This window comes from Microbacterium sp. Leaf161 (assembly GCF_001423645.1).
Lineage (GTDB): Bacteria > Actinomycetota > Actinomycetes > Actinomycetales > Microbacteriaceae > Microbacterium > Microbacterium forte.
In genome coordinates, this window is record NZ_LMOW01000001.1 from 913,575 (window position 1) to 939,117 (window position 25,543).

The window sequence follows — 25,543 nt, forward strand, 5'->3', positions numbered from 1 at the left end:
GCCGTCGTGCGGATCAGCCCTTCTGGCCCCCGTCGTCCGAGCGTTCGACGACGGACTGTGCCGCAGCGGCTTCGGCGGCAGGAACCTGCGCCCCCACCGAGACCCCGACCTGTGCCGCCGCAGCAGCTTCTTCGGCGTCGCCGCTGACGACGACAGGGGTCGAGCCCGTGAGCGCGTCCTCTGCGTCGATGTCGGTGGCCGCCTGCTCGAACTGCGACTGGTAGAGACGCCAGTACGCACCCTGCGCCGTGATGAGCTCGTCGTGCGTGCCCTTCTCGACGATGTCACCGTGTTCCATCACGAGGATGAGGTCGGCGTCGCGGATCGTCGACAGTCGGTGAGCGATCACGAACGAGGTGCGTCCCTGTCGCAGCGCCGCCATCGCGTGCTGGAGCAGAACCTCGGTGCGGGTGTCGACCGCCGACGTGGCCTCGTCGAGGATCAGGATCGACGGCTGAGCGACGAACGCTCGCGCGATCGTGATCAGCTGGCGCTCACCCGCCGAGACGTTCGATGCGTCCTCGTCGAGCACCGTGTCGTAGCCCTCGGGGAGGGAGCGCACGAAGCGATCGACATACGTCGCCTTCGCCGCCTCGAGAACCTCGTCGTCGGTCGCCGTGGAGCGTCCGTATCTGATGTTCTCGCGGATGCTGCCGGCGAACAGCCACGGATCCTGCAGCACCATGCCGGTGCGTGAGCGCAGCTGCTCACGCGTGACCTCGGAGATGTCCTGACCGTCGAGCAGGATCCGCCCACCGTTCAGTTCGTAGAACCGCATGATCAGGTTGACGAGCGTCGTCTTGCCCGCTCCGGTCGGACCGACGATCGCGACCGTCTGACCGGGCTCGACCCGGAAAGAGAGGTCTCTGATGAGCGGACGCTCGGGCGTGTACGAGAACGCGACGTTCTCGAACTCCACGACGCCCTTGCCGTCGGCGAGCTTCGGAGCATCTGCGGCGTCGGCCTCCTGCTCTTCGGTGTCGAGCAGCTCGAACACCCGCTCGGCGGACGCCGTTCCCGACTGCACGACCGCGGCCATTCCACCGAGCTCCGACAGCGGCTGCGTGAACTGCTGCGAGTACTGGATGAACGCCTGCACGTCGCCGAGACGCAGCTGCCCGCTCGCGACCATGAGACCGCCGAGCACGGCGATGCCCACGTAGGTGAGACTGCCGACGAAGGTCATCGCCGGCATGATGATGCCGGAGAGGAACTGCGCCTTGAAGCTCGCCTGGAACAGCTCCTCGTTCTCGGCCTTGAACTTCTCGAGTGCATCCTGCTCGCGACCGAAGACCTTGACCAGCGCGTGGCCGGAGAAAGCCTCTTCGACGCGGGCGTTCAGGCGACCGACCTTGCGCCACTGGGTGCCGAAGGCCTTCTGTGACCGAGGGCCGATGACCCCGAAGATCACACCCATGAGCGGGAGCGCGATCAGCGCGACGAGAGCGAGCTGCCACGAGATCGAGAACATCAGCACGAGCACGCCGACGACCGTGAGCACGGCCGTGATCGCACCGGACAGCGACTGCTGCATCGTCTGCGTGATGTTATCGATGTCGTTGGTCACACGGGAGATCAGGTCTCCGCGCTGCACCTTGTCGAAGTACGACAGGGGCAGGCGGTTGATCTTCGCCTCGACCGCTTCGCGAAGGCGCCACATGGTGCGGACCATGATGACGTTGATCACGTAGCCCTGCAGCCAGCTGAGGAAGGCGGCGGTGATGTAGATCGCCAGCACGGCGATGATGATCCACCGCAGCGCGTCGAAGTCGACACCGTCACCGACCCTGAAGCTGCCGAGAGCCTCGACCTGGTTGGCGAAGTCGTCCTGCCCGCCCTGGCGGAGCGCGGCGACGACATCGTCCTGCGGGGTGCCGGCGGGGAACCCGGGGAAGTCCCCGTTCGCCTGCGCGAGCTGCACCGAGATGAAGCCCTTGTAGATGAGGTTCGTGGCCTCGCCGAGCACCTTCGGCGCGGCGACCGTCAGCACGACGCCGACGGCGCCGGCGATCGACACGAGGATGAACCACACGGCCGAGGGCTTGAGCAACCCGATCATCCGGCTGAAGCTCTGGCCGAAGTTGTCGGCCTTGCCGGGTGCGACGCTGTCCCAGCCGCCGCCGTCCTGGCGCGCCTTCTCGGCGAGCTCGGCTTCGTACTTCTCTTCTTCGGTCAGTTCGGGTGCGACCGCGGCGGTCGCGGCCGTGGCCTTGGCTGCGCGACCGCGACGGGTCTGAGGTGTGTTCTGCTCGCTCATGCGTCCACCCCCAGCTGCGATTCGACGATCTCTCGGTACGTGGTGCTCGTCTCGAGGAGCTCCTCGTGCGTGCCGACGCCGACCATGGTGCCCCCTTCGAGCACGACGATGCGGTTCGCATCGGTGATGGACGAGACGCGCTGCGCGACCACGATCTTGGTCACGTGCGGCAGCTCACGCCATAGGGCCTGCCTCAATCGCGCGTCGGTGGTGAGGTCGAGAGCCGAGAACGAGTCGTCGAACACCAGGATCTGCGGCTGACGCACGATCGCGCGGGCGATCGCCAGACGCTGACGCTGTCCGCCCGAGACGTTCGTGCCGCCCTGTGTGATGCGCGATTCGAGGCCCTGCGGCATCTCCTCGACGAAGTCGCGGCCCTGTGCGATCTCGAGGGCATGCCAGAGCTCTTCGTCGGTCGCGTCCTCTCTGCCGTAGCGGAGGTTCGACGCCACCGTGCCGGTGAAGAGGAACGGGCGCTGCGGAACGAGACCGATCGTCGCCCACAGCGATTCGACATCCGCCTCGCGGACATCCGTGCCGCCGACGAACACGGCTCCGCCCGAGACGTCGAAGAGTCGCGGGATCAACGACACGAGTGTCGTCTTGCCCGCACCGGTCGACCCCACGATCGCGACGGTCTCGCCGGGCTCTGCAGCGAAGCTGATGCCCTTGAGCACGGGAGAGTCGGCCCCGGGGTAGGTGAACTCGACGTCGTCGAAGGCGACCGAGCCGGGCGTCGGGAACTCGGTGACGCCGTTCGCCGGGCGCTCCATGCTCGACTGCGTGTCGAGGACCTCGCCGATGCGCTCGGCCGAGACCGCGGCGCGCGGGATCATGATCGCCATGAAGCTGGCCATGATGACGCCGCCCATGATCTGACCGATGTACTGCATGAACGCGAAGATCGTGCCGACCTGCACCGTGCCGCTGTTGACCTCGATGCCGCCGAACCACACGACTGCCACGATCGTGACGTTGAGGATCAGCATGAACAGCGGGAACAGCAGCACGAACAGCGAGCCGACCTTGCGGCCGACCACCATGATGTCGGTGTTGGCTCCGCGGAAGCGCTCTTCTTCGATGTTCTCCCGGACGAAGGCCCGCACGACGCGCACGCCGGTGAGCTGCTCGCGCAGCACGCGGTTCACGGTGTCGAGCTTGCCCTGGTAGCTGCGGAACAGCGGCACCATGCGGCTGACGACGAGCCCGGCGACGATCAGCAGCAGCGGCACGGACACGGCGATGAGCCAGCTCAGACCGATGTTCGTCTGCACGGCGAAGATGATGCCGCCGATCGCGAGCAGCGGCGCGGTGACGAGCATGGTGGCGCCCATCATCGCGAGCATCTGCACCTGCTGCACGTCGTTCGTGTTGCGCGTGATGAGGGAGCCGGCACCGAACTGCGACACCTCGCGCTCGGAGAATCCGCTGACCTTGGCGAAGACGTCGGCGCGGATGTCGCGCCCCGCGCCCATGGACGCGCGGGCGGCGAAGTAGGTGGCGATGACCGAGGCGATGATCTGCCCGAGCGAGACGGCGAGCATGAAGAGCCCGGTGCGCCAGATGTAATCGGTGTCCGACTGGGCGACGCCCTTGTTGATGATGTCTTCGTTCAGGCGCGGGAGGTAGAGGGTGGCGAGCGCGCTGGCGAACTGGAACACCAGGACGGCCGCGAGCAGCCATTTATAGCGGGCGAGATAACGGAGGAGGATTTTTCCCAGCACAGGCGGACTTTCTAGGAAGGATGAATCGGCGGATCTCCCGACGGGCGGACGCAGGCCGACGATCGCGCACAAGCAAGAGTGGCATGAACTTCGGACATTCGTATCCCCCGATGGGCGGACCTTCGCTGACAGCGAACCATTTAGCCCGCGGCCAGCGGTTTATGCACCGCGGCGAACAACCGCAGATATATCGAAATACCTCAGAAGAGCGAGCGTTCGGGCACGAAATCCCGAGCCTCAGCACCGGCATCCGACGGGAGCTCGGCGATGGTCGCCGGGTTCCACTTCGGATTGCGGTCCTTGTCGACGACCTGCGCACGGATGCCCTCGACGAGATCGGGATGCCGCGTCACGAACCACATCACACGGCGGTACTCGCCCTCGAGAGCGGCGCGCAGGTTCGGGAGTCGACGTGCCTCCCTGACGGCGTCGAGGGTGACGGCGAGTCCGGTCGGCGCCAGGCTCTCGAGCAGGTCCGCGGTCGTCGCGGCATCCGCAGCCTCCTCGGCGCGGAGCCGCGACACGATCTCCGCGATCGTGTCGGACGAGAACGCGCGGTCGATCCAATCGCGTGACGCCGGGAGCGCAGACGGCTCAGGAGTCTCGTCGAACAGCAGCACGATCTCGGCCGGCCCGGTCGGGTCGGCACGATAGGCCAGCGCCTCGCGCAGCGCATCGAGCCGATCGGACGGCACGAAGTGGTCGGCGAAGCCGAGCAGCACCGCATCCGCTCCGTTCATCGTCGAGCCCGTGAGTCCGAAGTACTCCCCGAATCGCCCTGGCATCCGCCCCAGCAGCCACGTGCCGCCGACGTCAGGGGTGAATCCGATGCGCGTCTCGGGCATCGCCAGCTGGGAACGCTCGGTGACGATGCGGATGGCCGCGTGACCCGAGAGGCCGACGCCGCCGCCCATCGTGATGCCGTCGGCGATGGAGACGATGGGCTTCGGGTACTCGGCGATCATCGCGTTCAACGCGTACTCGGCGCGGAAGAACTCGGCGGTCTCTTCAGTGCGTCCGGCCACGATCTGCCCATGCAGTGCGCGAACGTCTCCCCCGGCGCACATGCCTCGCTCGCCCGCGCCGTCGATGACGACGATCTGCACATCGGTGTCGTCGCGCCAACGCTCGAGGGCCTCGGTCAGCTGCTGGATCATCCCGGGGTCGAGCGCGTTGATCGCTTCCGGCCGGTTCAGGGTCAGCCTGCCGAGGGCCCCTTCGGTGCGGACGAGGACCCGGGAAGCAGCGCTGGATTCGGTCACGGGTGCCAGGCTACCCGGTTGACGGACCCTTGCATCCGGCCGCGTTCGTAGGGTAAATGCACGATCCTGCGGCTTTTCCGGCAGGATAGACAGAACTGCCCACTGCAACGAGAGGTCGCAGATGCCCGACGGACAGGTGCTCGAGTTCACGCACGTCACGAAGCGCTTCAACGACGTGACGGCGGTGTCCGACTTCTCCGCGCGAGTCGAGCCCGGTGTCGTGACCGCTTTCCTCGGCCCGAACGGCGCCGGCAAGACCACCACCCTGCGCATCCTCCTCGGCCAGGTGCGCGCCACGAGCGGCACCGCCACGATCGGCGGAGTCTCGCATGCAGAGCTGCGTCACCCGCTGCGCACGATCGGTTCCGTCCTGGAGGAGACCGCGTATCGCCCTCGCCGCTCGGCCTCACGCCAGCTGACGATCGCTGCCAAAGCCAACGGCATCCCGCTCTCGCGTGTCGACGAGGTCCTCTCGCTGGTCGGTCTCGAGCACGAGGCCGAAGGTCGCATCGGCAGCTTCTCGCTCGGAATGCGTCAGCGGCTGAGCGTGGCACACGCGCTGCTCGGCGACCCCGGCGCTCTGGTCTTCGACGAGCCGGCCAACGGCCTCGACCCGGAGGGCATCCGCTGGATCCGCCTCCTTCTGCGTCGCCTCGCCGACGAGGGCCGCACGGTTCTCGTCTCCTCGCACGTGCTGAGCGAGATCGAACAGGTCGCAGACCACGTGCTCGTGCTCTCGAAGGGCCAGCTCGTTCTCTCGAGCGGCATCGAGACGCTCGCCGACCCTTCTGCCGGTTCGGTCGTGGTTGACGCGGCGGATCGTGCCGCACTGAAGTCCGCGCTCTCGGCGGCGGGCCTCGAGGTCGAGGTGCTCCGATCGGGTCTCACGGTTCGCGGCAGCAACGCGGGAGCCGTCGGCGCCATCGCGGCATCGGCCGGCATCGCCCTCGCCACCCTGGTGCAGCGCGGCCCCACTCTCGAGGACGTCTTCATCGAGCTCGTCCGCGGCGGCAGGCTCGCGCCGCAGGCCATCACCGCCGCCCCGGTCGATTCCGCAGCGCCGGTCGCGGATGCCGGAGCGCCTGCCGTCGATTCCGCGCCGCCATCCGAGTCGTCGGACGTGGCCGACTCCGACCACGCCGATTCCGAGACCCTGCAGGCTCAGGATGTCGCGGGGTCCGATGTGTCCGAGTCCGATGCAGCTGCGACCGATGCGGATGCGTCGGTTCTCTCCGAATCCGATGCGGACGTGGCCGACGCCGCCCGCGCGGAGGCCGACGCGGCGGATGCCGAGGCCGACGACGCGGCGGATGCGGCGGATGCGGCTCGTGACATCGAGTACGCCGCGGCAGAGCTCCGCTATGCGGCCGATGCCTCGGATGCGAACGACGCGGAAGATGCGGCCGACGTCGCGTCGGAGGCCGCGCATGCGGGCCGCGAGGACGCCCACGGCGATGATGACCCGGCAGGCGGATCGACCGAGCCGCAGACGCCCGCGGACACCGAAGCTGCGAACGCCCAGCCGTCGTTCGACGACATCCTCTTCGGCACCGCCCCGGCCGACGCGCCGGACGCTCATGCCGCCGACGACACCGACGCCCGCGTCAGCGACGACACCGACGGTCACGTCCCTGACGCGACAGACCCGACTGCGAACGAAGACGGCACCGGCGAGCACTCCGGAGTCGAGTTCTTCGCCGAGGCACACGATTCCGACGAATCCGACAAATTCGACGAATCGTCGGCTGAAGCTTCTGATGACGCGTCGGCTGAAGCGTCTGGCGACGACGACCCTCGTTCGGCTGCCGTCACCTCCATGCTCGCCGCAGCTGCGCGCGCCTACTACGAGGACGAGCCCAAGGACTACCCGCTCGGAGAAGTCGACGCATCAGCAGAGGCGGAGACAGAGGCGGATGCCGCTCCCGAGGCGGACGACGGTCGCGATGGCGAGCACTACGAGCAGCACGAGGGCGAGCACCACGAGCACCACGAGGGCCAGCACCACGAGCACCACGAGGGCCAGCACCACGAGCACCACGAGGGTCAGCACCACGAGCACCACGAGGGCCAGCACGACCGGTCCTGAGGTCACCCCTCGAGGGCACCGACGCGAACGCCCTCCGCGCCGTGAGGCTGCGGAGGGCGTTCGCTCGTTCTCGGATCGCTCAGGCGGGCCGTGGGCGGATCACCGGACGGCGACTCCCCTTCGACACCGGCGTGGGCGATGTGGCCACGATCTCCTCGACGTCTGCCGGTTCATCCGACACATCGAGTCGGAGCGCCTGGGTCAGAGCGAGGCCGTGCCTCGTCGTGAGGATCAGTCGTCGATACTGCTCGTCACCGGAGAGGTCGATGACCACGCTGGGACGCCGGCGGCGGATGAGGACGAAATCGACGCTGCCCGCAGCCTTCCACGTTCCGGCGGCGAGCACACCGGGGATGTGCGTCCCCGGATTCGGCACGCCACGCAACCAGGTCCATGCGTCGTCGATCAGCTGGACCTTGGTGATGGTGTCGCGCACGAGCCTCACGTTGTCACGGTGGAAGCTCGCCGCACGCTCGATCGGCGAGAGCACGATCTCGAGTTGCGTCTGGTCCAGCAGCAACGTCACCATGCGTCCAGTCTGCCAGCGGCACCCTTCCAGATGTCTGTGTCTTGTTCACAGGAAGGCAACGATCCGTTGTCGGTTCCCACGATTCCACCTTCTTCCATTCCGATGTTCTGCTCGACCTTCGAACAAATCTACTAGAGTCGGAGCATGACATCCGCCACCGATCCCGACCGCGAGCAGCGCGCAGAGCTGCTCGACTCGTGGGTCGAGAAGCGGCGACAGATCGCAAGCCTCGAAGCCGAGGCGTCCGATCTCCTTGCCGAGCGGATGCGCCTGAGCCGGTCTGACTCCGACGAGAACCCGTTCCACCGCGACGCCATCCACAGGTCGATGATCGCGGAGTACTCCGCGGCGGGCCGATTGGCTCAGGGCAGCGTCGAGTACGCCTTCAGCGACGCCGGCTTCCTCGACGCCAGCCACCCCGGTGTGCGTTCGGCTTTCAGAGCCGGCAGCATCACGGCGGCGCATGTCCGCGAGATCGTGCGGGCGGCGGGAGTGGTCCGTGAGGCCGTCAACAACGGGCGAGCGGAGGCCGATGTGCTGCCGCTGTACGACACGGTCGCGGTCATCGTGGCCGAACGGGAGACCCCTGCCCGAACACGAGCGCACCTGCGCGAGCTGGCCGCCGTCCTGGCAGGCTCCACGGTCGCCGAGCGCCATGCGCGCTCGAAGTCGGAGCGCACCGTCACCGTACGCCCGGCAGGAGACGGTCTGTGCGTGCTGACAGCCGTGCTCCCCGAGCATCTCGCGACGGCGATCCTCGACCGACTAACGCGACTCGCGCACGTCGTCGTCGCCGGGCGGAACGACCGCGAGCCGACGCTCGCTCCGGTGGACGATGGCGAGAATCCGATCTATCCCGAAGACATCGCGCAAGACGACCCGTCGCGAGACGACTACGCGATCTTCGGCGACGGGACCTTCACGACCGATCCGACCGGCCCCACCGTCGAGCACATCCCGTCCGACACCCGCACGATCGATCAGGTGCGGGCAGATCTGCTGATCGACCTCCTGCTCGCCTCCGATCCGAGCGCCGCCAACGGGTCAGGACTCGACAGCATCCTGGGGCGCATCCACGTCACAGTCGCCGCCTCCACACTCGCGGGCTGCGACGATCGCCCCGCACAGCTCGACGGACACGGGCCGCTGCACCCCGACATCGCACGCGATCTCGCGGGCCGCAACGGCGGATGGACCCGGCTGTTCCTCGATCCGACCGGGCTGGTCGTCGAGACCGACACCTACCGGCCGACAGAACCCATGCGACGGTTTCTCCGAGCGCGAGATCAGCACTGCCGGTTCCCCGGCTGCAGGATGCCGGTGCATCGGTGCCAGATCGACCACACCTTCGATCATGCGAAGGGCGGACGGACCGAGATCCACAACCTCGCCCATCTGTGCGCGCGTCACCACTCCCTCAAGCATCCAGACGTCGCTGACGACACTCGCTGGACGGCGCAGCAGCTTCCCGACGGCACGATCGACTGGTTCAGCCCGCTCGGCCGCACCTATCGGGACTCACCGTCACGACGAGTCATGTTCGTCTGAGGCGGGATCGTGCAGCTTACGCGTGTGCGCGGGCAGCAGCGTCGGCCGCGATCGGGAGCGCTGCTTCGATGCGCTGAAGCTCTTCCTCGCCGTGCGCGGCTGTCAGGAACCAGGCCTCGAACACGCTCGGAGGCAGCGCGACGCCATGCTCGCGCATCGCGTGGAAGAACGGCGCGTACCGGAACGACTCCTGGGCCTGGGCCTCGGCATAGTCGCGAGGCGCTGAAGCACGGAACGAGGCGCTGAAGAGGTTTCCCGCATGCGCGACGGCGTGGGTGACACCTGCGTCCGCGAGAGCGGCGTCCAGAGCGCCAGAGACCCTGGCTGCGGCGGCATCGACGGTCGCATAGACCTCGGGGGTCGCGAGCCTCAGAGTCGCCAGGCCGGCAGCGACCGACAGCGGGTTGCCCGAGAGCGTGCCCGCCTGGTAGACCGGGCCGAGAGGTGCCAGCAGGTCCATGACCTCAGCGCGTCCACCGAGAGCGGCCAGGGGCATTCCTCCGCCGACAACCTTGCCGAACGTGAAGATGTCGGGCAGGTAGTCCTCGCCGGCCGCGGCCTGGAGCCCCCAGAAGCCTGCGGGGTGCACGCGGAAGCCCGTCAGCACCTCATCGAGGATCAACAGCGCGCCATGAGCGTGTGCGGTCTCGGCCAGCAGCCGGTTGAACCCTGGCAGCGGCGGAACCACACCCATGTTCGCGGCTGCGGCCTCGACGATCACCGCGGCGATACGCGGACCGTGCTCGGCGAAGACGGCCTCGAGCGCGCCCGGGTCGTTGTAGTCGATCACGAGGGTCTGTGCGGCGATCGGCGCGGGCACCCCCGCGGACCCGGGCAGAGCGAGAGTCGCGACGCCGGACCCGGCCGCGGCGAGGAGACCGTCGGAGTGACCGTGGTAGTGGCCGGCGAACTTGACCAGCAGGTCGCGCCCGGTGGCGCCGCGGGCAAGGCGGATCGCGGTCATCGTCGCTTCTGTGCCGGTCGAGACGAGCCGCACTCGCTCGATGGGCCGGGTCTCCCCGAACCGCACACGATCCGCGATCAGCTGAGCGAGTTCGACCTCGCCCTCGGTCGGGGCGCCGAACGAAAGTCCTCGAGTCGCCGCCTCCTGCACGGCGGCGACGACCTCAGGCTGCGCATGGCCGAGCAGGGCCGGACCCCACGACGCGACGAGGTCGACGTACTCGTTGCCTGCGGCATCGGTCACCGTCGCACCCGCGGCCGACGCGAGGAAGCGCGGCGTGCCCCCGACCGAACCGTATGCGCGCACGGGTGAGTTCACACCACCGGGGATCACCGTGCGGGCAGCGGAGAACAGGTCATCATTGCGGTCGGTCACAGCACACTCCTCAGCGATGCACGGAGCTCTCCCGGCATCCCCTCCAGGCTAGTCCGCAGAGCTGAGGGAGGGACTCAGACGACCTCGTCGAGTCGACGGAGCGCGATCAGGGGCGTAGCCAGCGAGCGGCTTCTGTCGCCCAGTACGTCAGGACGACATCTGCGCCAGCGCGGCGGATCGACAGCAGCGACTCGAGGATCGACGCGCGGCGATCGATCCAGCCGTTCGCGGCAGCGGCCTCGATCATCGCGTACTCGCCGGACACCTGATATGCCCACACCGGAATGTGCACGGTGTCTCGCACCTCACGCAGCACGTCGAGGAAGGCCATGGCGGGCTTCACCATGACGATGTCCGCACCCTCCTCCTCGTCGACGACAGCCTCTCGCACGCCCTCGCGGCGGTTGCCCGGGTCGAGCTGGTACGTGCGACGGTCGCCCTTCAGCTGCGAATCCACGGCCTCACGGAACGGACCGTAGAACGCGCTCGCATACTTCGCGGCGTAGGCGAGAAGCAGGGTGTCGGTGAAGCCCTCGGAATCGAGCGCCTCGCGGATGACGGCGACCTGGCCGTCCATCATTCCCGAGAGGCCGAGCAGCTGAGAGCCAGCCCGAGCCTGAGCCAGGGCCATCGACGCGTAGCGCTCAAGCGTCGCGTCGTTGTCGACGGTGCCGTCAGCCGCGAGCACGCCGCAGTGCCCGTGGTCGGTGAACTCGTCGAGGCACAGGTCGGTCTGCACCACGAGGGCGTCCCCGACCTCGGCCGCGAGCACCTCGGTGGCGACGTTCAGGATGCCCTGGGGATCGTCGGCACCCGAGCCCTGCGCGTCTCTGACTGCGGGGACTCCGAACAGCATCACACCGCCGACACCCGCCTCGGCGGCCTCGGTGGCGGCGGCACGCAGAGAATCGAGCGAATGCTGCGCGACTCCGGGCATCGACCCGATGGGGGCGGCCTCGGTGAGTCCCTCACGGACGAACAGCGGGAGCACCAGCTGCCGCGGCTCGAGGGAGGTCTCACGCACCAGACCCCTGACGGCAGGGGACTGCCGCAGGCGGCGCAGTCGGACGTCGGGGAAGCTCACGGCGCCAGCTCGTCCGCCGCGTGCGGGAGGGTGTAGCTCGACACGGCATCGATGAGCGCGTCGACCGTCTGACGATCGGCGACGACCGTGATCGGAAGACCTGCCTTGTCGGCATCCTTCGCCGTCCGCGGACCGATCGCAGCCAGCAGCGTCTCATCCGGGATCAGCGGGAACTGCTCGCGCACCTGCTCGGCGACCGAACCGCTCGTGATCAGGATCGCGTTGATGCGTCCGTTCTCGACGTCGCGCTTGATGCGGTCTGTGACCGGCACGCCGACGGTCCGGTAGGCGACGACGCTGTCGACGTCGTGACCGGCCTCCTGCAGAAGGACGCTGAGCACGGGCTTCGCGATCTCGCTGCGCAGAGCCAGGATGCGACGCGGCTCGGCCTCGAGGGCGATGAGCTGCTCGGCCATGCCCGCAGCCGAATTGTCTTCATCCGGCACCATCGCGACTTCGTACCCGACGGCCTGCAGAGCGGCTGCGGTCGTCTCTCCGACTGCCGCGATCTTCGTACGGCGCGGCACCACGGCGCGGTGCGCGAACATCACGTCGACGGTCGTCGCACTGGTCACCGTCAACCAGTCGTACTCTCCGGCAGCCAGCCGGGTGAGCGCCACGTCGAGCGCGGCCTGATCTGTGGTGGCCGCGAAGTTGATCAGCGGCGCGACGACGGGCACCGCTCCCCGGGAACGGAGACTGGCGGCGACGCCGTCGCCCCACGGGCCTCCACGGGGTACGAGGATGCGCCAGCCGTCCAGCGGTCGGTCCTGCTTCGAATTGGTCATGATGAGGAATGCTCTCGGGAGACGAGGTCGGCCGCCCCTTGCTCGAGCAGCCGATGGGCGACAGACAACCCGAACTCGCGTGCTGTGCGCATCGGGTCTGCACCACCGGCAGCATCCGCTCCATTGCCGCTGCCGTTCCGACGAATATACTCCCCGTTCAGAGTCTCCGTGACGTCGAGGCCGATCCGGCGACCGCCGTCGGTCGAGTAGACGACCGTCCTGACGCGGATCTCATCGCCGTCCACGACCGCATGAGCGGCCATCGGCGCCTGGCATCCGGAGTCGAGTCCTTCCAGAATCCCCCGCTCGACCGTGATGGCCAGCCGGGTGTCGTGGTCGTCGAGTTCGGCGAGCGCGGCGAGGAGCTCAGCCGGAGCGTCGGACCGGGTCTCGACCGCGAGCGAACCCTGACCCGGTGCGGTCGGCCATTCGGACAGCCCCAGCTCCTCACGGCGAAGCGGCGAGTCGGTGCCGAGGCGCGAAAGGCCGGCGGCAGCGAGGATGACGGCGTCCAGCTCACCCGACGCGACCCGCTGAAGACGCGAGTCGACGTTGCCGCGGATGTCGACGACCTCCGCGTGCGGAGCCCTGCGGCGCACCTGCGCGATGCGGCGAGGTGACCCCGTGCCGACCTTGCTGCCGGTGCGCAGCTCGTGCAGCGGCGTGCCCCCGCGCGTGATCGCGACATCGCGCGCGTCCTCGCGCACCGGAGTGGCGGCGATGACAAGCCCCTCGGGGATCGCCGTGGGAAGGTCTTTGAGCGAATGCACGAGGATGTCGCACTCCCCCGCGAGCAGCGCCTCACGCAGACGCGTGGCGAAGATGCCCTGGCCGCCGATCTCCGACAGCGACGCACGATTCGTGTCGCCCTCGCTGGTGATCGGCACGAGTTCGACGGGGCGCCCCGAGATCTTCTCGAGGGCGGCGGCGACATGACCCGACTGCGCCTGCGCGAGCGCGCTGCGGCGAGTGCCCAGTCGGATCGGGACGGCTGTGTGACTCTGAGTGCTCATCGTCGACCTACTGCAGCACGTCCGCGATCTCGTCGAACCGGAGGCGACGGCCCGTGTAGAACGGGATCTCCTCCTTCACGTAGAGACGCGCGTCGGTGTAGCGCAGGTCACGCATGAGGTCGACCAGCTCGGTGACCTCGTCGGCTTCGAGCGGCAGGATCCACTCGTAGTCACCCAGAGCGAATGCGGCGACCGTGTTGGCGATGACTCCCTTGAAGGCGGCACCCTTGCGACCGTGATCGGCGAGCATCTTGCGACGCTCCTCCTCCGGTGCGAGATACCACTCGGGTGTGCGGACGAACGGGTAGAGGCACAGCCAGTCCTTTGGCTCGACACCGCGGAGGAACCCGGGCACGTGCGCACGGTTGAACTCGGCATCCCGATGCACGCCCATGACGTTCCACACAGGCAGCAGAGTGCGCAGCAGCTCAGTGCGACGCAGGCGCCGCAGGGCCTTCTGCAGATCTTCCGCAGTGTCTCCGTGCAGCCACACCAGCAGGTCGGCGTCGGCCTTCAGGCCCGAGACGTCGTAGAAGCCGCGGACCGTGACTCCGGAATCCTCGATGTAGGAGACGATCGTCTCGAGTTCCGTGGAGTCGGACTCGGTGACCGCGACATCGGGGTTTCGTCGCCAGACGGCCCAGAGGGTGAAGCCGGACGGGTTCTCTTCGCGTGCATCGGACATGGATCCAGTCTGCCCCCTTTGTGAATCACTCGCGAACGCGAGTCAGGATGCGAGGATGCGCCTGCGGTCAGCGAGAAAGCGCGCGGGCGATCGCCCAGACGGCTCCGCCCACGATCACGGCGACTCCCACCGCTCCGGCGATGGCCGCGGCAGGGTTGCGGTCGGCGAAGACCCGTGCCTTCGCCGCAGCGCGCTTCGATGCCTTGTCGATCCGCCGGGGGAAGTTGCCCTTGACCTCGATCGCCGCGAGCGCGGCCTTGAGCTCGGCGCGGGCGGACTGCACCGGATCGACGATCCCTGCGGGGACAGCCGTCTTGGGCAGCGGCCTCGTGATCTCAGAGTTCGTCATAGCCGGCTTCCTTCACGAGTCTGATGTCCTCGCCCACCGCCTGGGCGGGGTTCTTCCGAGCGAGCACCTTGCGGAACTTCAGGATGCCGAGCAGCGCGAACAGCAGCACGGCGAGGATCAGGATTCCGAACACTGCCAGCGCGGAGAGCCAGACGGGCCACCACGACGACAGCCCGGCGATCGCGAAGACCAGGATCACCGGCACGGCCCAGAACAGGAAGAAGAGTGCGACGAGGAACCAGACGGAGCCGATCCCGGCATCCTTCGCCGTCTTCGAGATCCAGGTCTTGGCCGCGTTGATCTCGGCCTTCACGAGGCTGCTGATGAGCTCCGGAAGATCGCCGATCAGGGACAGCAGGCTGTCTTCGGCACGATCGCGGTATCCGCGGGGCATGTCAGCTGCCAGACTTCGCGGCGGTGGAGCGCGAGGATGCCGGCTTCTTGGCCGCAGGCTTCTTCGCGTCGTCCTTCTTCGCGGCGTCCTTGACCTCTTCGACAGCGTCTTCGGTGGCGTCGACGATGTCGTCAGCGGCCTTGCGTCCGGCAGCGACAGCGGAATCGAGTCGCTGACCTGCGGTCTTGTCGCCGCCACTGGCCGACTTGACGACCTTCTGCACGCCGGTCCAGATCGCACCGGGCACTGCTGCGGCCTTGTCGCCGACGTAGCCCTTGACCTTGTCGACCTGGTCCTGCACGGGGTCGAGGTTCCAGACCTTCAGCCACTGCGTCTTGATCTGCTCGTAACGCTCGCGTCCTGCGCGCGTTCCGAGTACGTATCCCACGCCGATTCCTACGACGAGTCCGATCTTCCCCTTCATGGGGTCTCCTCACGTTGTTCCGGTGTGAACGCCTGGGGCGAACCGACGACATGGAGCCGCCTGCCAGGTGTCCAGCGTAGCCCCGTATGCCGATTTCGGCATCTGTCAGGCAGAGGGTTGACAGCAGGGCGACTTTCGGATTGACCTCAGGGTGCGCGTCACGCTCTCGGCCGCGCCCGGAACTCAGCCCCACGCCACGCGTGTCAGTCCCAGATCAGAGAGCGCCGCAGCCGATCGGCTTCCTCTCGCGCGTCGGGGATCACCTGCGCGAGTCCGGTGCCGGCGAGCCACGCACCCACCGCCGCGAGGCCGGGAACGGCCTGGATGGCCGCGCGCGCCGCCTCCCGCCGCTCGCCCGAGCCGATGATCGACGCGGGCTGCGACTGCACGAACCGCGAACGGTGCGCACCGATGAGATCGCCAGGGGCGAGCGGAACGCCGAGAAGAGCGGATGCCTCACCGAGCGCGAGCTGAGCAGCCGCGTCCTCGTCGAGGCCTGCGGTGGCGGCCGGTTCTCCCTGCGCGCCGAACGAGACGCGCACCAGATGCCGATCACCGGCGGCGGCCCTGAGCCATTCCCACTTCGCCGTCGAGTGCGTGAGCGCCTTCGCTGTGTGGCTTCCTGGAACTGTCAGGACTCCCGTCCCCCGAGGAGCGCCCTGGAGTGCGGAGGCCCGCAGCAGCAGCGTGACGATCTCGATCTCGGGCGCATCCGCCGCCGTGGTCTCGGCGAGTGCGGGTGCGATGTTCTCGAGCAGACGCCGTGCCACCGCCTCCGAGGTGCCCAGCACCACGCCGTCGGCGCTGAACTCGAGGGCCTCCGTGGCCGACTCCGCATCGCCATCCGAATCCGCGAGCGCTCGCCCTTCGGCACGCACCGTCCAGCTCGCAGCGGACTGCGCGATCTCAGACACCCGCACACCCGTGCGGACGACGCCGCCGAGCTTCTCGATGTCGGCGACCAGTGCATCGATCAGCACCATCATGCCGCCGGCGATGCCTTCCACGGCCGCACCGGGCGCCTGCGCCGCAGCCGCCTGCGCCGCGCTCTCGTCACGCAGAGCCTGCACAGCACCCGACAGAGAACCGACGCGCGTGAGGGCGGCGTTGAGCCCGGGCGCAGCGATGTCGACATCGACGTCTTCGGGTGATGCGGAGTACACGCCCGTCGTCACCGGAGCCACCAGCCGGTCTCGCACCTTGACGCCCATGCGCGAGGACACCAGCTTGCCGAGGCTCTGGCTGTGGCCGATCGTGAGGGGCGGGCGCACGCGGTCGAGGTAGGCACGCCACACTCCCGACCAGCCGATGATGCGGCGCACGTCCTCTTGGAACGGGTTGCTCGGGATGCCGAGGATGCCGCCGACCGGCAGCGGTGCGGCACCGACGCCGGGGATGCCCGCGAGCCAGGCGCTGCCTGCCGCCGGGGCGACGATGCGATCGGTGAGGCCGAGTTCGTTGAGGAGCGCTCGCACCCGTCCGCCCCGCGTCGCGTAGCTCTCCGCCCCGGCATCCACGACGACGCCGTCGATCTCGGCCTGACGGATCGCGCCGCCGACGGCATCCGACGCCTCGAGCACGGTGACGTGCATGCCGACCTTGACGCATTCGCGAGCCGCGATCAGTCCCCCGATGCCACCGCCGATGACGACGATGTGGCGCGTGGCCGCGCGGGCTGCCAGCGTGGCGGGCTCGGCTCGGGACGACTCACGGTTCGCGGGATTCGACGGCATACGTCAATCCTTTCACCCGCGACCTGGATGCCTCGCCGGTTGCGACCGGAGAAACGGGCACGGTGCGGAGATCCATCGGCGGCCGCTCGGGCGAGAATGCGCCGGCTCAGGCCTCGACGGTCGCAGTGGCGGCGCGCCCGGAGCCACGCTTGCGCACCTCGCGGAGCACGATCTGCTCGGGGCACACGGTCGAGAGGAAGTCGCCGACGGAGAGCGCGAGACGCTCGCCGACGAGGGAGTACAGGATGCGGTTGGCATCGCGACGCTCACTGACGAGGCCCGCCTGGCGCAGCACGCTCAGGTGCCGCGAGATCGTGGGGCCGCTCGCCGAGAACCGCGAAGCGATCTCACCCGCCGCGAGCTCGCCGTCCTTGAGATCCTGCAGGATCTGACGACGCGTCGGATGGGCCAATGCCGCGAAGATGTCTGACGCACTGTCTGTCATGTTTGCAATATAGCACTCATGCTATATTGCGTTGTGCTCCCGAAACGATGACGCCGGAGCGAACCGCCCCTGGCTGTCAGATCGGGTGGACCGGTTCTCTCAGATCGAGTGCACCAGTTCGACGATGCGGGTGAGCTGATCGGGGTCGGTCTCGGGGGGAACCCCGTGTCCGAGGTTGACGATGTGGCCCCTGGCCGCGCGCCCGCGCTCGACCACGTCGCGCACGTGCGTCTCGAGCACCGACCACGGCGCCGAGAGCAGCGCCGGGTCGATGTTGCCCTGCACCGAGACGTCGGGTCCGAGGATCGCCGCGGCCTCATCGAGCGGCAGGCGCCAGTCGACGCCGACGCCGTCTGCGATGCCACCCAGGCGCATGTCATCGAGGAAGGGCCCGGTGCCCACGCCGAAGTGGATGCTCGGCACGCCGATGCCGTCGAGCGCGACCTTCGAGTGCGGAGCCACGAACGCGCGGTAGTCGGCGGTGCTCAGGGATCCGGCCCACGAGTCGAACAGCTGCACCACGGATGCTCCCGCGTCGCGCTGGATCTCGAGGAACCGGCGCGAGACCTGCGCCAGCCAGCCCGCGAGACGGTTCCACGAGTCGGGGTCGGCGTGCATCATGGCGCGGGCCCGCAGGTGCTCCTTCGACGGGCCGCCCTCGACGAGGTAGGCGGCCAGCGTGAACGGAGCGCCGGCGAAGCCGATCAGCGGGGTCTCCCCGAGCTCTGCGGTGACGATGCCCACGGCCTCGGCGATCGCGGAGCCGTCGAGCGAGAGGGGATCGATGGAGGTGATGCGATCGACGTCACCCGCGGTGCGCACGGGATTCGCGAACACCGGACCGCGTCCGGCCTCGATCTCGACCTCCACGCCCGCCAGTCGCAACGGGATGACGATGTCGCTGAAGAACACCGCAGCATCGACGCCGTGACGCCGCACCGGCTGCAGAGTGATCTCGGCGGCGAGGTCGGGCGTGAGGCAGGCGTCGAGCATCCGCGTTCCGACCCGCAGCTCGCGGTACTCGGGCAGCGATCGGCCGGCCTGGCGCATGAACCACACGGGGGCGTGCCCGGGTCGGGGGCCGGTGAGGGCGCGCAGCAGCGGAGCGTCGGAGAGAGGCATGCGTCCATCCTCCCATCCGCCCCTGGGCCGACCTGCATGAAGCCTCAGGTAGAATCGAAAGGTGCTGCTGGTTGTCACGGCGAGTCACAAGACCGCCCCCTTCGAATTGCTCGAACGCCTGAGCCGCACCCCCGACGACGTCGCCTCCACGGTTGTGGACATGGCGTCCTGCGTGCAGGGTGCGGTCGTTCTTGCTACCTGCAACCGCTTCGAGGCCTACGTCGAGATGGACGAGCCCGTCACCGCCGCAGGTGCGATCGGCGTCGAGGCAGTGCTCGAGGCCGTCGAGGCGTCCACGGGCATCCGCGCCACCGAACTCGACGGCGCCTATGAGGTGCACTCCGGCCGCCGTGTCGCAGAGCACCTCTTCTCGGTCGCATCCGGCCTCGAGTCCGTCGTGTCGGGCGAGGGCGAGATCGCCGGGCAGGTGCGTCGTGCGCTCAAGTCCGCACGCAAGGAGGGCACGACCTCCCCCGAGCTCGAGCGCCTCTTCCAGCGGGCCAGCCAGGCGCAGCGCAAGGTCAAGAACGTCACTGCGCTCGGCCGCGCCGGTCGTTCACTCGTGCGCCTCGCTCTCGAGCTCGCCGACAGCCGCATCGTCGACTGGTCGGCTGAGCGCGTGCTGCTCGTCGGCACCGGCGCCTATGCAGCCGTCACCCTCGCGACGCTGCGCGAACGAGGAGCCGTGAACATCTCGGTGTACTCGCCCTCGGGACGCGCTGAGAAGTTCGCCGCGAAGCACGGCATCCGCCCGGTCTCCGCTGAGGACTACGCACGCGTCGCCTCGCGATCGAGCCTGCTGATCACCTGCACGACGGCGGCCGCTCCCGTGCTCACCCCCGAGCACCTGCAGGCGCCGATCGGTATCGCCCCTGAGGGCTGCCCCGTCGCATCCCACAACCAGATGGTCGTCGACCTCGGCATGCCGCGCAACGTCGACCCCGCTGTCGCTGCCCTCGAAGGCGTGGCTCTGCTCGACCTCGAGACCATCAGCCTGCACGCACCGCTCGAGGAGCTGCAGGCGACGGATGCCGCGCGCACCGTCGTGCGCGAAGCCGCCGACACCTTCCACGTCGTCGGCAGCCGCCAGAGCGTCACCCCCTCGGTCGTCGCGCTGCGGTCGCACATGTTCGCACTGCTCGAGTCCGAGATCGCCCGGGCCCGCGCCAGGGGCGACGACGACGGCAAGGTCGAGCAGGCCCTGCGCCACCTCACCGGCGTGCTGCTGCACGTGCCGACCACGCGCGCGCACGAGCTCGCCGCCACCGGCCGGGCAGACGACTTCGCCGCCGCGCTCTCGACGATGTACGGCATCGAGCCGATCGAGCCCGCGCAGGCATCTGACGCAGACGACGCCGCGACCGCCTGAGGGCCTCACCCTCACTGCACTATCAGCCTCGGCGGAGACCTCTCCCCCGGCTCCGAGGATCTCGGCTCCGACGCCTGCACGCATCGTCCGTGCTTCATATCGTCGAACCATGACAAATCCCTTCCCCGAACGCAGACTGGGAGGATGCTCGTGGATCCGGATGTGATCGGCATCATCATCGCCCTCTTCGCGTTCACCGCGACCGTGCTCGGCGGGGTCTCCAGAATGCTCGCGAAGCAGTCCCGGGGACTGGACACCCGCTTCGACAACATCGATGAGAGGTTCACGCGAGTCGAGACGCAGATCACCGAGCTCAGGGTCGAGCTCACAGGCGACATCGCCGACGTGAGAGTCGAGATCGCCGATCTGCGCACCGAACTCAAAGCCGACATCGCTGAACTCCGGGTGGAGCTCAAGGGCGACATCGCCGAACTCCGAACCGAACTCAAGACGGAGATCGCCGCCGTCAAGACGGAGCTCAAGGCCGACATCGCGGACGTCAGAGTGTCGATCGCTCGCCTCGAGGGTCCGCTGCCCAAGCTGCAGAGGATCTGACTGCGCGTCGCCCGGGCGGGGATGCCAGACTGGACGCATGGCCCTTCACATCACCGGAGACACCGCCGCCGACGCTCTGCTCACCGACAATCCGCTCGCACTGCTGGTCGGGATGCTGCTCGATCAGCAGGTCCCGATGGAGACGGCGTTCGCAGGACCCCTCAAGATCGAGCAGCGCACCGGCGCGACCGATGCGGCCACCATCGCGGCGATGGACCCCGACGAGTTCCTCGAGGCGTTCAAGACGACCCCAGCCGTGCATCGGTTCCCCGGTTCGATGGCGACTCGCGTGCAGACGCTCTGTCAGGAGATCGTCGATCAGTGGGGCGGAGACGCCTCGGCACTCTGGACCGAAGGCGACCCGTCGGGCGCCGAGGTGCTCACGCGACTCAAGGCTCTCCCCGGCTTCGGCGAGCAGAAGGCGAAGATCTTCCTGGCTCTGCTCGGCAAGCAGTACGGGTTCACCGGCGCCGGGTGGCGCGAGGCCGCGGGCGACTACGGTACCGAGGGTTCCTACCGCAGCGTCGCCGACATCGTCTCGCCCGAATCGCTCACCAAGGTGCGCGAACACAAGAAGGCCATGAAGGCCGCGGCGAAGGCGAAGGCATGAAGCCCACCGGCGACGACGTCGCCGGACTCATCGCCCGATCCACTCCGGCGGTCCGACGTCGGGATGCCGAGACGCTGACCGCCCTCATGCAGGAGATCACAGGCCGCGACCCTCAGACCTGGGGCACGATCATCGGATTCGGCAGCTGCCACTACAGGTATCCGACCGGCACCGAGGGCGACAGCGGACTCCTCGGCTTCGCCCCCCGCAAGGCGGCTACGACGATCTATCTGTTCGACGGCGTCGACGCCCACTCCGAGGCACTCGAGAAGCTCGGCCCGCACAGCACGGGCGTCGGATGCCTCTACATCAAGGATCTCGAGAAGATCGACCTCGACGTGCTTCGCGGCATCCTCGAGCGATCGCTGGCCTGGGTCGAGGCGGGCGGCACCGATCAGGTGCAGCTGACCGTCACCGGGTGACGCGAGAGGCCCGCCGTCCTGTCGGATAGCGGGCCTCTCGTTCTGATCGTCCGAACGTCACGCGCCCTTGAGACGCTCAGCCAGGTACTGGTGCAGCTCGTCGATCGAGACGCGCTCCTGCGCCATGGTGTCGCGGTCGCGCACGGTGACTGCACGGTCGTCGAGCGAGTCGAAGTCGATCGTGACGCAGAACGGCGTGCCGATCTCGTCCTGTCGGCGATACCGGCGACCGATCGCACCCGCGTCATCGAAGTCGACGGCCCACGAGCTGCGCAGCGTGTCGGCGACCTCGCGAGCGAGCGGCGACAGCCGCTCGTTGCGGCTCAGCGGCAGCACGGCCGCCTTGACCGGAGCCAGACGCGGGTCGAGCTTGAGCACTGTGCGCACGTCGGTGCCGCCCTTGGCGTTCGGCACCTCCTCTTCGCGGTACGCGTCGACGAGGAAGGCCATCATGGCGCGGGTGAGGCCGAACGACGGTTCGATCACGTACGGCGTGTAACGGTCGCCCGTGGCCTGGTCGAAGTAGGTGAGGCTCTGACCAGACGCCTCGCTGTGGCTCGACAGGTCGTAGTCGGTGCGGTTGGCGACGCCCATGAGCTCGCCCCACTCCTTGCCTGTGAAGCCGAAGCGGTACTCGACGTCGATGGTGCCGGCGGAGTAGTGCGCGCGGTCGTCTTCTGGCACGTCGAACTGACGCATGTTCTCGGGGTCGATCCCGAGATCGATGAACCAGTTCCAGCACGCCTCGACCCAGTGCTCGAACCACTGCTGCGCGTCTGCGGGAGGCGTGAAGAACTCGATCTCCATCTGCTCGAACTCGCGCGTGCGGAAGATGAAGTTGCCGGGGGTGATCTCGTTGCGGAACGCCTTGCCGACCTGGCCGATACCGAACGGCGGCTTCTTGCGGCTGGCCGTCAGAACGTTCGAGAAGTTGACGAAGATGCCCTGTGCCGTCTCCGGGCGGAGGAAGTAGAGGCCCGACTCATCGTCGACGACACCGAGGTACGTCTTCACGAGACCCGAGAACGACTTCGGCTCGGTGTACTGGCCCTTGGTGCCGCAGTTGGGGCACGGCACGTCGGCGAGGCCGTTCTCCGCCTTGCGGCCCTTGCGCGCCTCGAAGTCCTCGATCAGAGTGTCGGCGCGGAAGCGCTTGTGGCAGCTCAGGCACTCGACCAGCGGGTCGGTGAAGGTCGCGACGTGACCAGAGGCCTCCCACACGCGCTTGGGCAGGATGATGCTCGAGTCGAGTCCCACCATGTCGCCGCGGCCGCGCACGAACGTCTGCCACCACTGGCGGCGGATGTTCTCTTTGAGCTCCGTGCCGAGGGGCCCGTAGTCCCACGCGGACCGGGAACCGCCGTAGATCTCACCCGCCTGGAAGACGAACCCGCGGTGGCGGGCAAGGGCGATGACCTTGTCAAGACGGGACTGTTCGGCCACGGTGGCTCCAATGGTCGCATGCGGGAAAGCCCGTGATCACGGGCACATCAATCTTATCCGCGACCGGTTCGCGTCAGGACCCTGGCCAGGTCGGTCCGAGCCCTCAGGCCGTGAAGAGGTAGCCCTTCTCGACATCGAACCCCGAGAGCGTCAGACCGCTGCCCAGCAGGCCCTCCATCTGCGCACGCAGACGGGTGCGCCATTCATGCGCAGCATCCGGATCCTCGACGCGGATGCTCTCGATGTCGCTCGGGATCTCCAGCGTCTCCACGACCTCGTCGGATGCCGGCGACTTGGCGATGTCGGCGAGCGCCCATTCGACGTCGAGCCGGTCGCTCTCGTCTCCGGCATCCCCTCCGCCGAAGATGCCGTAGCGGTTCACCGAGTACCCGGTCACGCGGGCACCGAGCACCGTGAGGAAGAAGTGCGCGTTGCGGGCGACCAGCGGGTCGAACGTCCAGGTGATGCGACCGACGTCCCGCGAGAACGCCCATTGGCGCTGGTGCTCTTTGAGCTCTCGTCCCCAGCCGCGTCCGCGGTACTCGGGCAGCAACGCCGTGATGTGCGAGTGCATCGCCCGACGTCCGGGGGCGCCGAAGAAGGCGATCGAGGCACCCACCATCCGCTCTTCCCCGTCCTCGGCATCGAAGAGTCCGACGACGTAGTTGCCCGACTGCTGAAGAGCTCGCAGAGTGCCGGCGTCGATCACGCGCTCGGGGCCGCGGATGGAGTCGAGCAGGCCCTGCGCGGCGATGATGAGTTCAACGGTGTCCAGATCACGGATGGTTCGCACGCCCCTAGTCTGCCCCTCCGGTCGCAGATATCGGAATCGAACACGTGCGAGTGGGCTGGGAACCACGTCGCGACCGGGCGTACCGTGGAGGAATGGCAACCAGCGACACGACGGCCGAGAAGTCCGACACCCGATTCTTCGGGCAGCCCTGGGCACTCGTCCACATCTTCGGCGTCGAGATGTGGGAGCGGTTCAGCTTCTACGGCATGCAGGGCATCCTGCTCATCTACCTGTACTTCTCGGTCACCGAGGGGGGCCTCGGACTCTCCCAGGCCGTCGCCGGCGGGATCGTCGGCGCCTACGGCGGGTCGGTCTACCTCTCGACGATCCTCGGCGCCTGGATCGCCGATCGGATGCTGGGCTCGGAACGTGTGCTGTTCCTCAGCGCGATCGTGATCGTCGCAGGGCACGTCGCCCTCGCCCTTCTCCCCGGATTCATCGGCGTCGGGGTCGGCCTCGTGCTCGTCGCGCTCGGCTCGGGCGGCCTGAAAGCGAACGCGACCTCTGTCGTCGGCACCCTCTACAGCGCAGACGACACCCGTCGGGATGCCGGATTCTCGCTGTTCTACCTCGGCATCAACCTCGGCGCCTTCATGGGTCCGATCCTCACCGGCATCCTGCAGTCGACCCTCGGATTCCACTACGGCTTCGGGCTCGCCGCGATCGGCATGACGCTCGGACTCGTGCAGTACTCCTTCGGCCGCAAGGCGCTGCCGGATGGGGCGCGACGCGTGCCGAACCCGCTGCCCTCCTCGCGCTACCCGCTCGTCGCGATCATCGCGGTCGCCGCCATCGCCCTCATCGCGGTGCTGGTGCTCGTCGGCGTGGTCAGGGCCGACAACCTGGCGTCCATCGTGATCATCGGAACGATCGTCGCGACGGTGGCCTACTTCGCGGTCATCCTCAGCAGCCGCCGGATCGACGGCACCGAGCGCTCGCGCGTGTGGGGATTCCTGCCCCTCTTCATCACGAGCGTCGCGTTCTGGTCGCTGTACCAGCAGCAGTTCACCGTGCTCACGGTCTACTCCGACGAGCGCCTCGACCGCAACATCTTCGGATTCGAGATGCCCGTCTCGTGGGTGCAGTCGATCAATCCCGTGTTCATCATCATCCTGTCCGGCGTCTTCGCGGCGATCTGGACCCGCCTCGGCCGCCGTCAGCCCTCGACACCGGTCAAGTTCGCACTCGGCGCGATGATCATGGGGGCGGCGTTCCTGCTGTTCCTGCCGTTCGCGGGCGGCGGCGCCAACTCCACCCCGTTGATCGCCATCATCGGCATCCTGTTCGTGTTCACGGTCGCCGAGCTGCTGATCTCGCCGGTCGGGCTGTCTGTGACCACGAAGCTCGCCCCGAAGGTGTTCCACACCCAGATGGTCGCGCTGTTCTTCCTGTCGATCGCGCTGGGCACGGCGATCTCGGGCTGGCTCGTGCAGTTCTACGACCCGAAGAACGAGGTGCCCTACTTCTCGATCCTCGGTGCCATCGCGATCGTGGTCGGCCTCGGACTGCTCGTCGCCGTCAAGCCGGTGCTGCGACTGATGAAGGGCGTGAGCTGACGATCGCAGCACG

24 protein-coding genes are annotated in these 25,543 nt (G+C 68.0%); 7 read left to right on the top strand and 17 right to left on the bottom strand.

Annotation, left to right across the window (positions count from 1 at the left end; all coding sequences use genetic code 11):
- Positions 1-13: 13 nt before the first annotated feature.
- From ASF87_RS04530 to ASF87_RS04540, 3 genes are all read right to left on the bottom strand, one after another.
- Entirely contained in the window at positions 14-2,257 is a 2,244-nt protein-coding gene (locus ASF87_RS04530; RefSeq protein ID WP_056374503.1) for an ABC transporter ATP-binding protein, read from the bottom strand.
- Positions 2,254-3,981, bottom strand: a complete 1,728-nt coding sequence (locus ASF87_RS04535) for an ABC transporter ATP-binding protein (protein ID WP_056374507.1) — start codon at positions 3,979-3,981, stop codon at positions 2,254-2,256. The genes ASF87_RS04530 and ASF87_RS04535 overlap by 4 nt, the downstream gene beginning before the upstream one ends.
- A 200-nt stretch (positions 3,982-4,181) precedes the next feature.
- A complete protein-coding gene (locus tag ASF87_RS04540; RefSeq protein ID WP_056374508.1) occupies positions 4,182-5,243 on the bottom strand; it encodes an enoyl-CoA hydratase/isomerase family protein in 1,062 nt (353 codons plus the stop codon).
- Between the two features lie 121 nt (positions 5,244-5,364).
- Between ASF87_RS04540 and ASF87_RS17875 the strand changes: the two genes are divergently transcribed.
- The gene (locus tag ASF87_RS17875) at positions 5,365-7,329 is read left to right on the top strand and encodes an ATP-binding cassette domain-containing protein (protein ID WP_082508757.1); all 1,965 of its coding nucleotides are present in this window, start codon (positions 5,365-5,367) and stop codon (positions 7,327-7,329) included.
- 79 nt (positions 7,330-7,408) lie between these two features.
- On the opposite strand, the gene ASF87_RS04550 is transcribed toward ASF87_RS17875, so the two are convergent.
- Positions 7,409-7,858 carry a hypothetical protein gene (locus ASF87_RS04550; RefSeq protein ID WP_056374511.1) on the bottom strand — a complete coding sequence of 150 codons (450 nt, stop codon included), beginning with the start codon at positions 7,856-7,858 and terminating at the stop codon, positions 7,409-7,411.
- A gap of 144 nt (positions 7,859-8,002) precedes the next feature.
- Here ASF87_RS04550 and ASF87_RS04555 point away from each other — a divergent pair, with 144 nt between their 5' ends.
- Positions 8,003-9,406, top strand: a complete 1,404-nt coding sequence (locus ASF87_RS04555; protein ID WP_056374512.1) for an HNH endonuclease signature motif containing protein — start codon at positions 8,003-8,005, stop codon at positions 9,404-9,406.
- A gap of 16 nt (positions 9,407-9,422) precedes the next feature.
- Here the strand turns inward: ASF87_RS04555 and ASF87_RS04560 are convergent, their stop codons facing one another.
- From ASF87_RS04560 to hemE, 11 genes are all read right to left on the bottom strand, one after another.
- A complete protein-coding gene (locus ASF87_RS04560; protein WP_056374514.1) occupies positions 9,423-10,745 on the bottom strand; it encodes a glutamate-1-semialdehyde 2,1-aminomutase in 1,323 nt (440 codons plus the stop codon).
- A 106-nt stretch (positions 10,746-10,851) separates the two neighbouring features.
- Entirely contained in the window at positions 10,852-11,829 is a 978-nt protein-coding gene (hemB, locus tag ASF87_RS04565) for a porphobilinogen synthase (protein ID WP_056374516.1), read from the bottom strand.
- A complete protein-coding gene (locus ASF87_RS04570; protein ID WP_056374518.1) occupies positions 11,826-12,617 on the bottom strand; it encodes a uroporphyrinogen-III synthase in 792 nt (263 codons plus the stop codon). The genes hemB and ASF87_RS04570 overlap by 4 nt, the downstream gene beginning before the upstream one ends.
- Positions 12,614-13,630, bottom strand: a complete 1,017-nt coding sequence (hemC, locus tag ASF87_RS04575) for a hydroxymethylbilane synthase (protein ID WP_056374520.1) — start codon at positions 13,628-13,630, stop codon at positions 12,614-12,616. The genes ASF87_RS04570 and hemC overlap by 4 nt, the downstream gene beginning before the upstream one ends.
- A gap of 7 nt (positions 13,631-13,637) precedes the next feature.
- Positions 13,638-14,315: a hydrogen peroxide-dependent heme synthase gene (gene hemQ / locus ASF87_RS04580; RefSeq protein ID WP_042541315.1), complete on the bottom strand. Its 678-nt coding sequence runs from the start codon at positions 14,313-14,315 to the stop codon at positions 13,638-13,640.
- Positions 14,316-14,382: 67 nt separating this feature from the next.
- Complete coding sequence (locus ASF87_RS04585; protein ID WP_042541313.1) at positions 14,383-14,664, bottom strand: hypothetical protein; 282 nt, start codon at positions 14,662-14,664, stop codon at positions 14,383-14,385.
- Positions 14,651-15,058 carry a phage holin family protein gene (locus ASF87_RS04590; RefSeq protein WP_056374522.1) on the bottom strand — a complete coding sequence of 136 codons (408 nt, stop codon included), beginning with the start codon at positions 15,056-15,058 and terminating at the stop codon, positions 14,651-14,653. Before ASF87_RS04590 ends, ASF87_RS04585 begins: the two co-directional genes overlap by 14 nt.
- A 1-nt stretch (position 15,059) precedes the next feature.
- Positions 15,060-15,482, bottom strand: coding sequence for a hypothetical protein (locus ASF87_RS04595; protein WP_042541310.1), 423 nt, complete (start codon positions 15,480-15,482; stop codon positions 15,060-15,062).
- A 203-nt stretch (positions 15,483-15,685) separates the two neighbouring features.
- Positions 15,686-17,215, bottom strand: coding sequence for a protoporphyrinogen oxidase (hemG, locus tag ASF87_RS04600; protein ID WP_056374524.1), 1,530 nt, complete (start codon positions 17,213-17,215; stop codon positions 15,686-15,688).
- A gap of 106 nt (positions 17,216-17,321) precedes the next feature.
- Positions 17,322-17,660 (bottom strand): metalloregulator ArsR/SmtB family transcription factor, encoded by a 339-nt coding sequence (locus ASF87_RS04605; protein WP_056374525.1) that lies wholly within the window; start codon positions 17,658-17,660, stop codon positions 17,322-17,324.
- A 99-nt stretch (positions 17,661-17,759) separates the two neighbouring features.
- Positions 17,760-18,782: a uroporphyrinogen decarboxylase gene (hemE, locus tag ASF87_RS04610; RefSeq protein WP_056374527.1), complete on the bottom strand. Its 1,023-nt coding sequence runs from the start codon at positions 18,780-18,782 to the stop codon at positions 17,760-17,762.
- 61 nt (positions 18,783-18,843) lie between these two features.
- Here hemE and ASF87_RS04615 point away from each other — a divergent pair, with 61 nt between their 5' ends.
- From ASF87_RS04615 to ASF87_RS04630, 4 genes are all read left to right on the top strand, one after another.
- On the top strand, positions 18,844-20,151 hold the full coding sequence (locus ASF87_RS04615; protein ID WP_056374529.1) for a glutamyl-tRNA reductase: 1,308 nt from the start codon (positions 18,844-18,846) through the stop codon (positions 20,149-20,151).
- Between the two features lie 144 nt (positions 20,152-20,295).
- Positions 20,296-20,706 (top strand): hypothetical protein, encoded by a 411-nt coding sequence (locus tag ASF87_RS04620; protein WP_056374531.1) that lies wholly within the window; start codon positions 20,296-20,298, stop codon positions 20,704-20,706.
- Between the two features lie 37 nt (positions 20,707-20,743).
- Complete coding sequence (locus ASF87_RS04625) at positions 20,744-21,316, top strand: HhH-GPD-type base excision DNA repair protein (RefSeq protein WP_056374533.1); 573 nt, start codon at positions 20,744-20,746, stop codon at positions 21,314-21,316.
- The gene (locus ASF87_RS04630) at positions 21,313-21,738 is read left to right on the top strand and encodes a DUF1801 domain-containing protein (RefSeq protein ID WP_042541300.1); all 426 of its coding nucleotides are present in this window, start codon (positions 21,313-21,315) and stop codon (positions 21,736-21,738) included. The genes ASF87_RS04625 and ASF87_RS04630 overlap by 4 nt, the downstream gene beginning before the upstream one ends.
- Before the next feature lie 57 nt (positions 21,739-21,795).
- On the opposite strand, the gene ASF87_RS04635 is transcribed toward ASF87_RS04630, so the two are convergent.
- Positions 21,796-23,181: a glycine--tRNA ligase gene (locus tag ASF87_RS04635; RefSeq protein WP_042541298.1), complete on the bottom strand. Its 1,386-nt coding sequence runs from the start codon at positions 23,179-23,181 to the stop codon at positions 21,796-21,798.
- A 103-nt stretch (positions 23,182-23,284) separates the two neighbouring features.
- Entirely contained in the window at positions 23,285-23,974 is a 690-nt protein-coding gene (locus ASF87_RS04640; RefSeq protein WP_056374535.1) for a GNAT family N-acetyltransferase, read from the bottom strand.
- A gap of 92 nt (positions 23,975-24,066) precedes the next feature.
- Between ASF87_RS04640 and ASF87_RS04645 the strand changes: the two genes are divergently transcribed.
- Positions 24,067-25,530 carry a peptide MFS transporter gene (locus ASF87_RS04645; RefSeq protein WP_056374538.1) on the top strand — a complete coding sequence of 488 codons (1,464 nt, stop codon included), beginning with the start codon at positions 24,067-24,069 and terminating at the stop codon, positions 25,528-25,530.
- The last annotated feature ends 13 nt before the right edge of the window (positions 25,531-25,543 follow it).

Coding starts and splice junctions, on each gene's coding strand:
- ASF87_RS04530 (WP_056374503.1), bottom strand. CDS start 2,257: ATGAGCGAGCAGAACACACCTCAGACCCGTCGCGGTCGCGCAGCCAAG.
- ASF87_RS17875 (WP_082508757.1), top strand. CDS start 5,365: ATGCCCGACGGACAGGTGCTCGAGTTCACGCACGTCACGAAGCGCTTC.
- ASF87_RS04550 (WP_056374511.1), bottom strand. CDS start 7,858: ATGGTGACGTTGCTGCTGGACCAGACGCAACTCGAGATCGTGCTCTCG.
- ASF87_RS04555 (WP_056374512.1), top strand. CDS start 8,003: ATGACATCCGCCACCGATCCCGACCGCGAGCAGCGCGCAGAGCTGCTC.
- ASF87_RS04570 (WP_056374518.1), bottom strand. CDS start 12,617: ATGACCAATTCGAAGCAGGACCGACCGCTGGACGGCTGGCGCATCCTC.
- hemC (WP_056374520.1), bottom strand. CDS start 13,630: ATGAGCACTCAGAGTCACACAGCCGTCCCGATCCGACTGGGCACTCGC.
- hemQ (WP_042541315.1), bottom strand. CDS start 14,315: ATGTCCGATGCACGCGAAGAGAACCCGTCCGGCTTCACCCTCTGGGCC.
- ASF87_RS04585 (WP_042541313.1), bottom strand. CDS start 14,664: ATGACGAACTCTGAGATCACGAGGCCGCTGCCCAAGACGGCTGTCCCC.
- ASF87_RS04590 (WP_056374522.1), bottom strand. CDS start 15,058: ATGCCCCGCGGATACCGCGATCGTGCCGAAGACAGCCTGCTGTCCCTG.
- ASF87_RS04595 (WP_042541310.1), bottom strand. CDS start 15,482: ATGAAGGGGAAGATCGGACTCGTCGTAGGAATCGGCGTGGGATACGTA.
- hemG (WP_056374524.1), bottom strand. CDS start 17,215: ATGCCGTCGAATCCCGCGAACCGTGAGTCGTCCCGAGCCGAGCCCGCC.
- ASF87_RS04605 (WP_056374525.1), bottom strand. CDS start 17,660: ATGACAGACAGTGCGTCAGACATCTTCGCGGCATTGGCCCATCCGACG.
- hemE (WP_056374527.1), bottom strand. CDS start 18,782: ATGCCTCTCTCCGACGCTCCGCTGCTGCGCGCCCTCACCGGCCCCCGA.
- ASF87_RS04620 (WP_056374531.1), top strand. CDS start 20,296: ATGCTCGTGGATCCGGATGTGATCGGCATCATCATCGCCCTCTTCGCG.
- ASF87_RS04625 (WP_056374533.1), top strand. CDS start 20,744: ATGGCCCTTCACATCACCGGAGACACCGCCGCCGACGCTCTGCTCACC.
- ASF87_RS04630 (WP_042541300.1), top strand. CDS start 21,313: ATGAAGCCCACCGGCGACGACGTCGCCGGACTCATCGCCCGATCCACT.
- ASF87_RS04645 (WP_056374538.1), top strand. CDS start 24,067: ATGGCAACCAGCGACACGACGGCCGAGAAGTCCGACACCCGATTCTTC.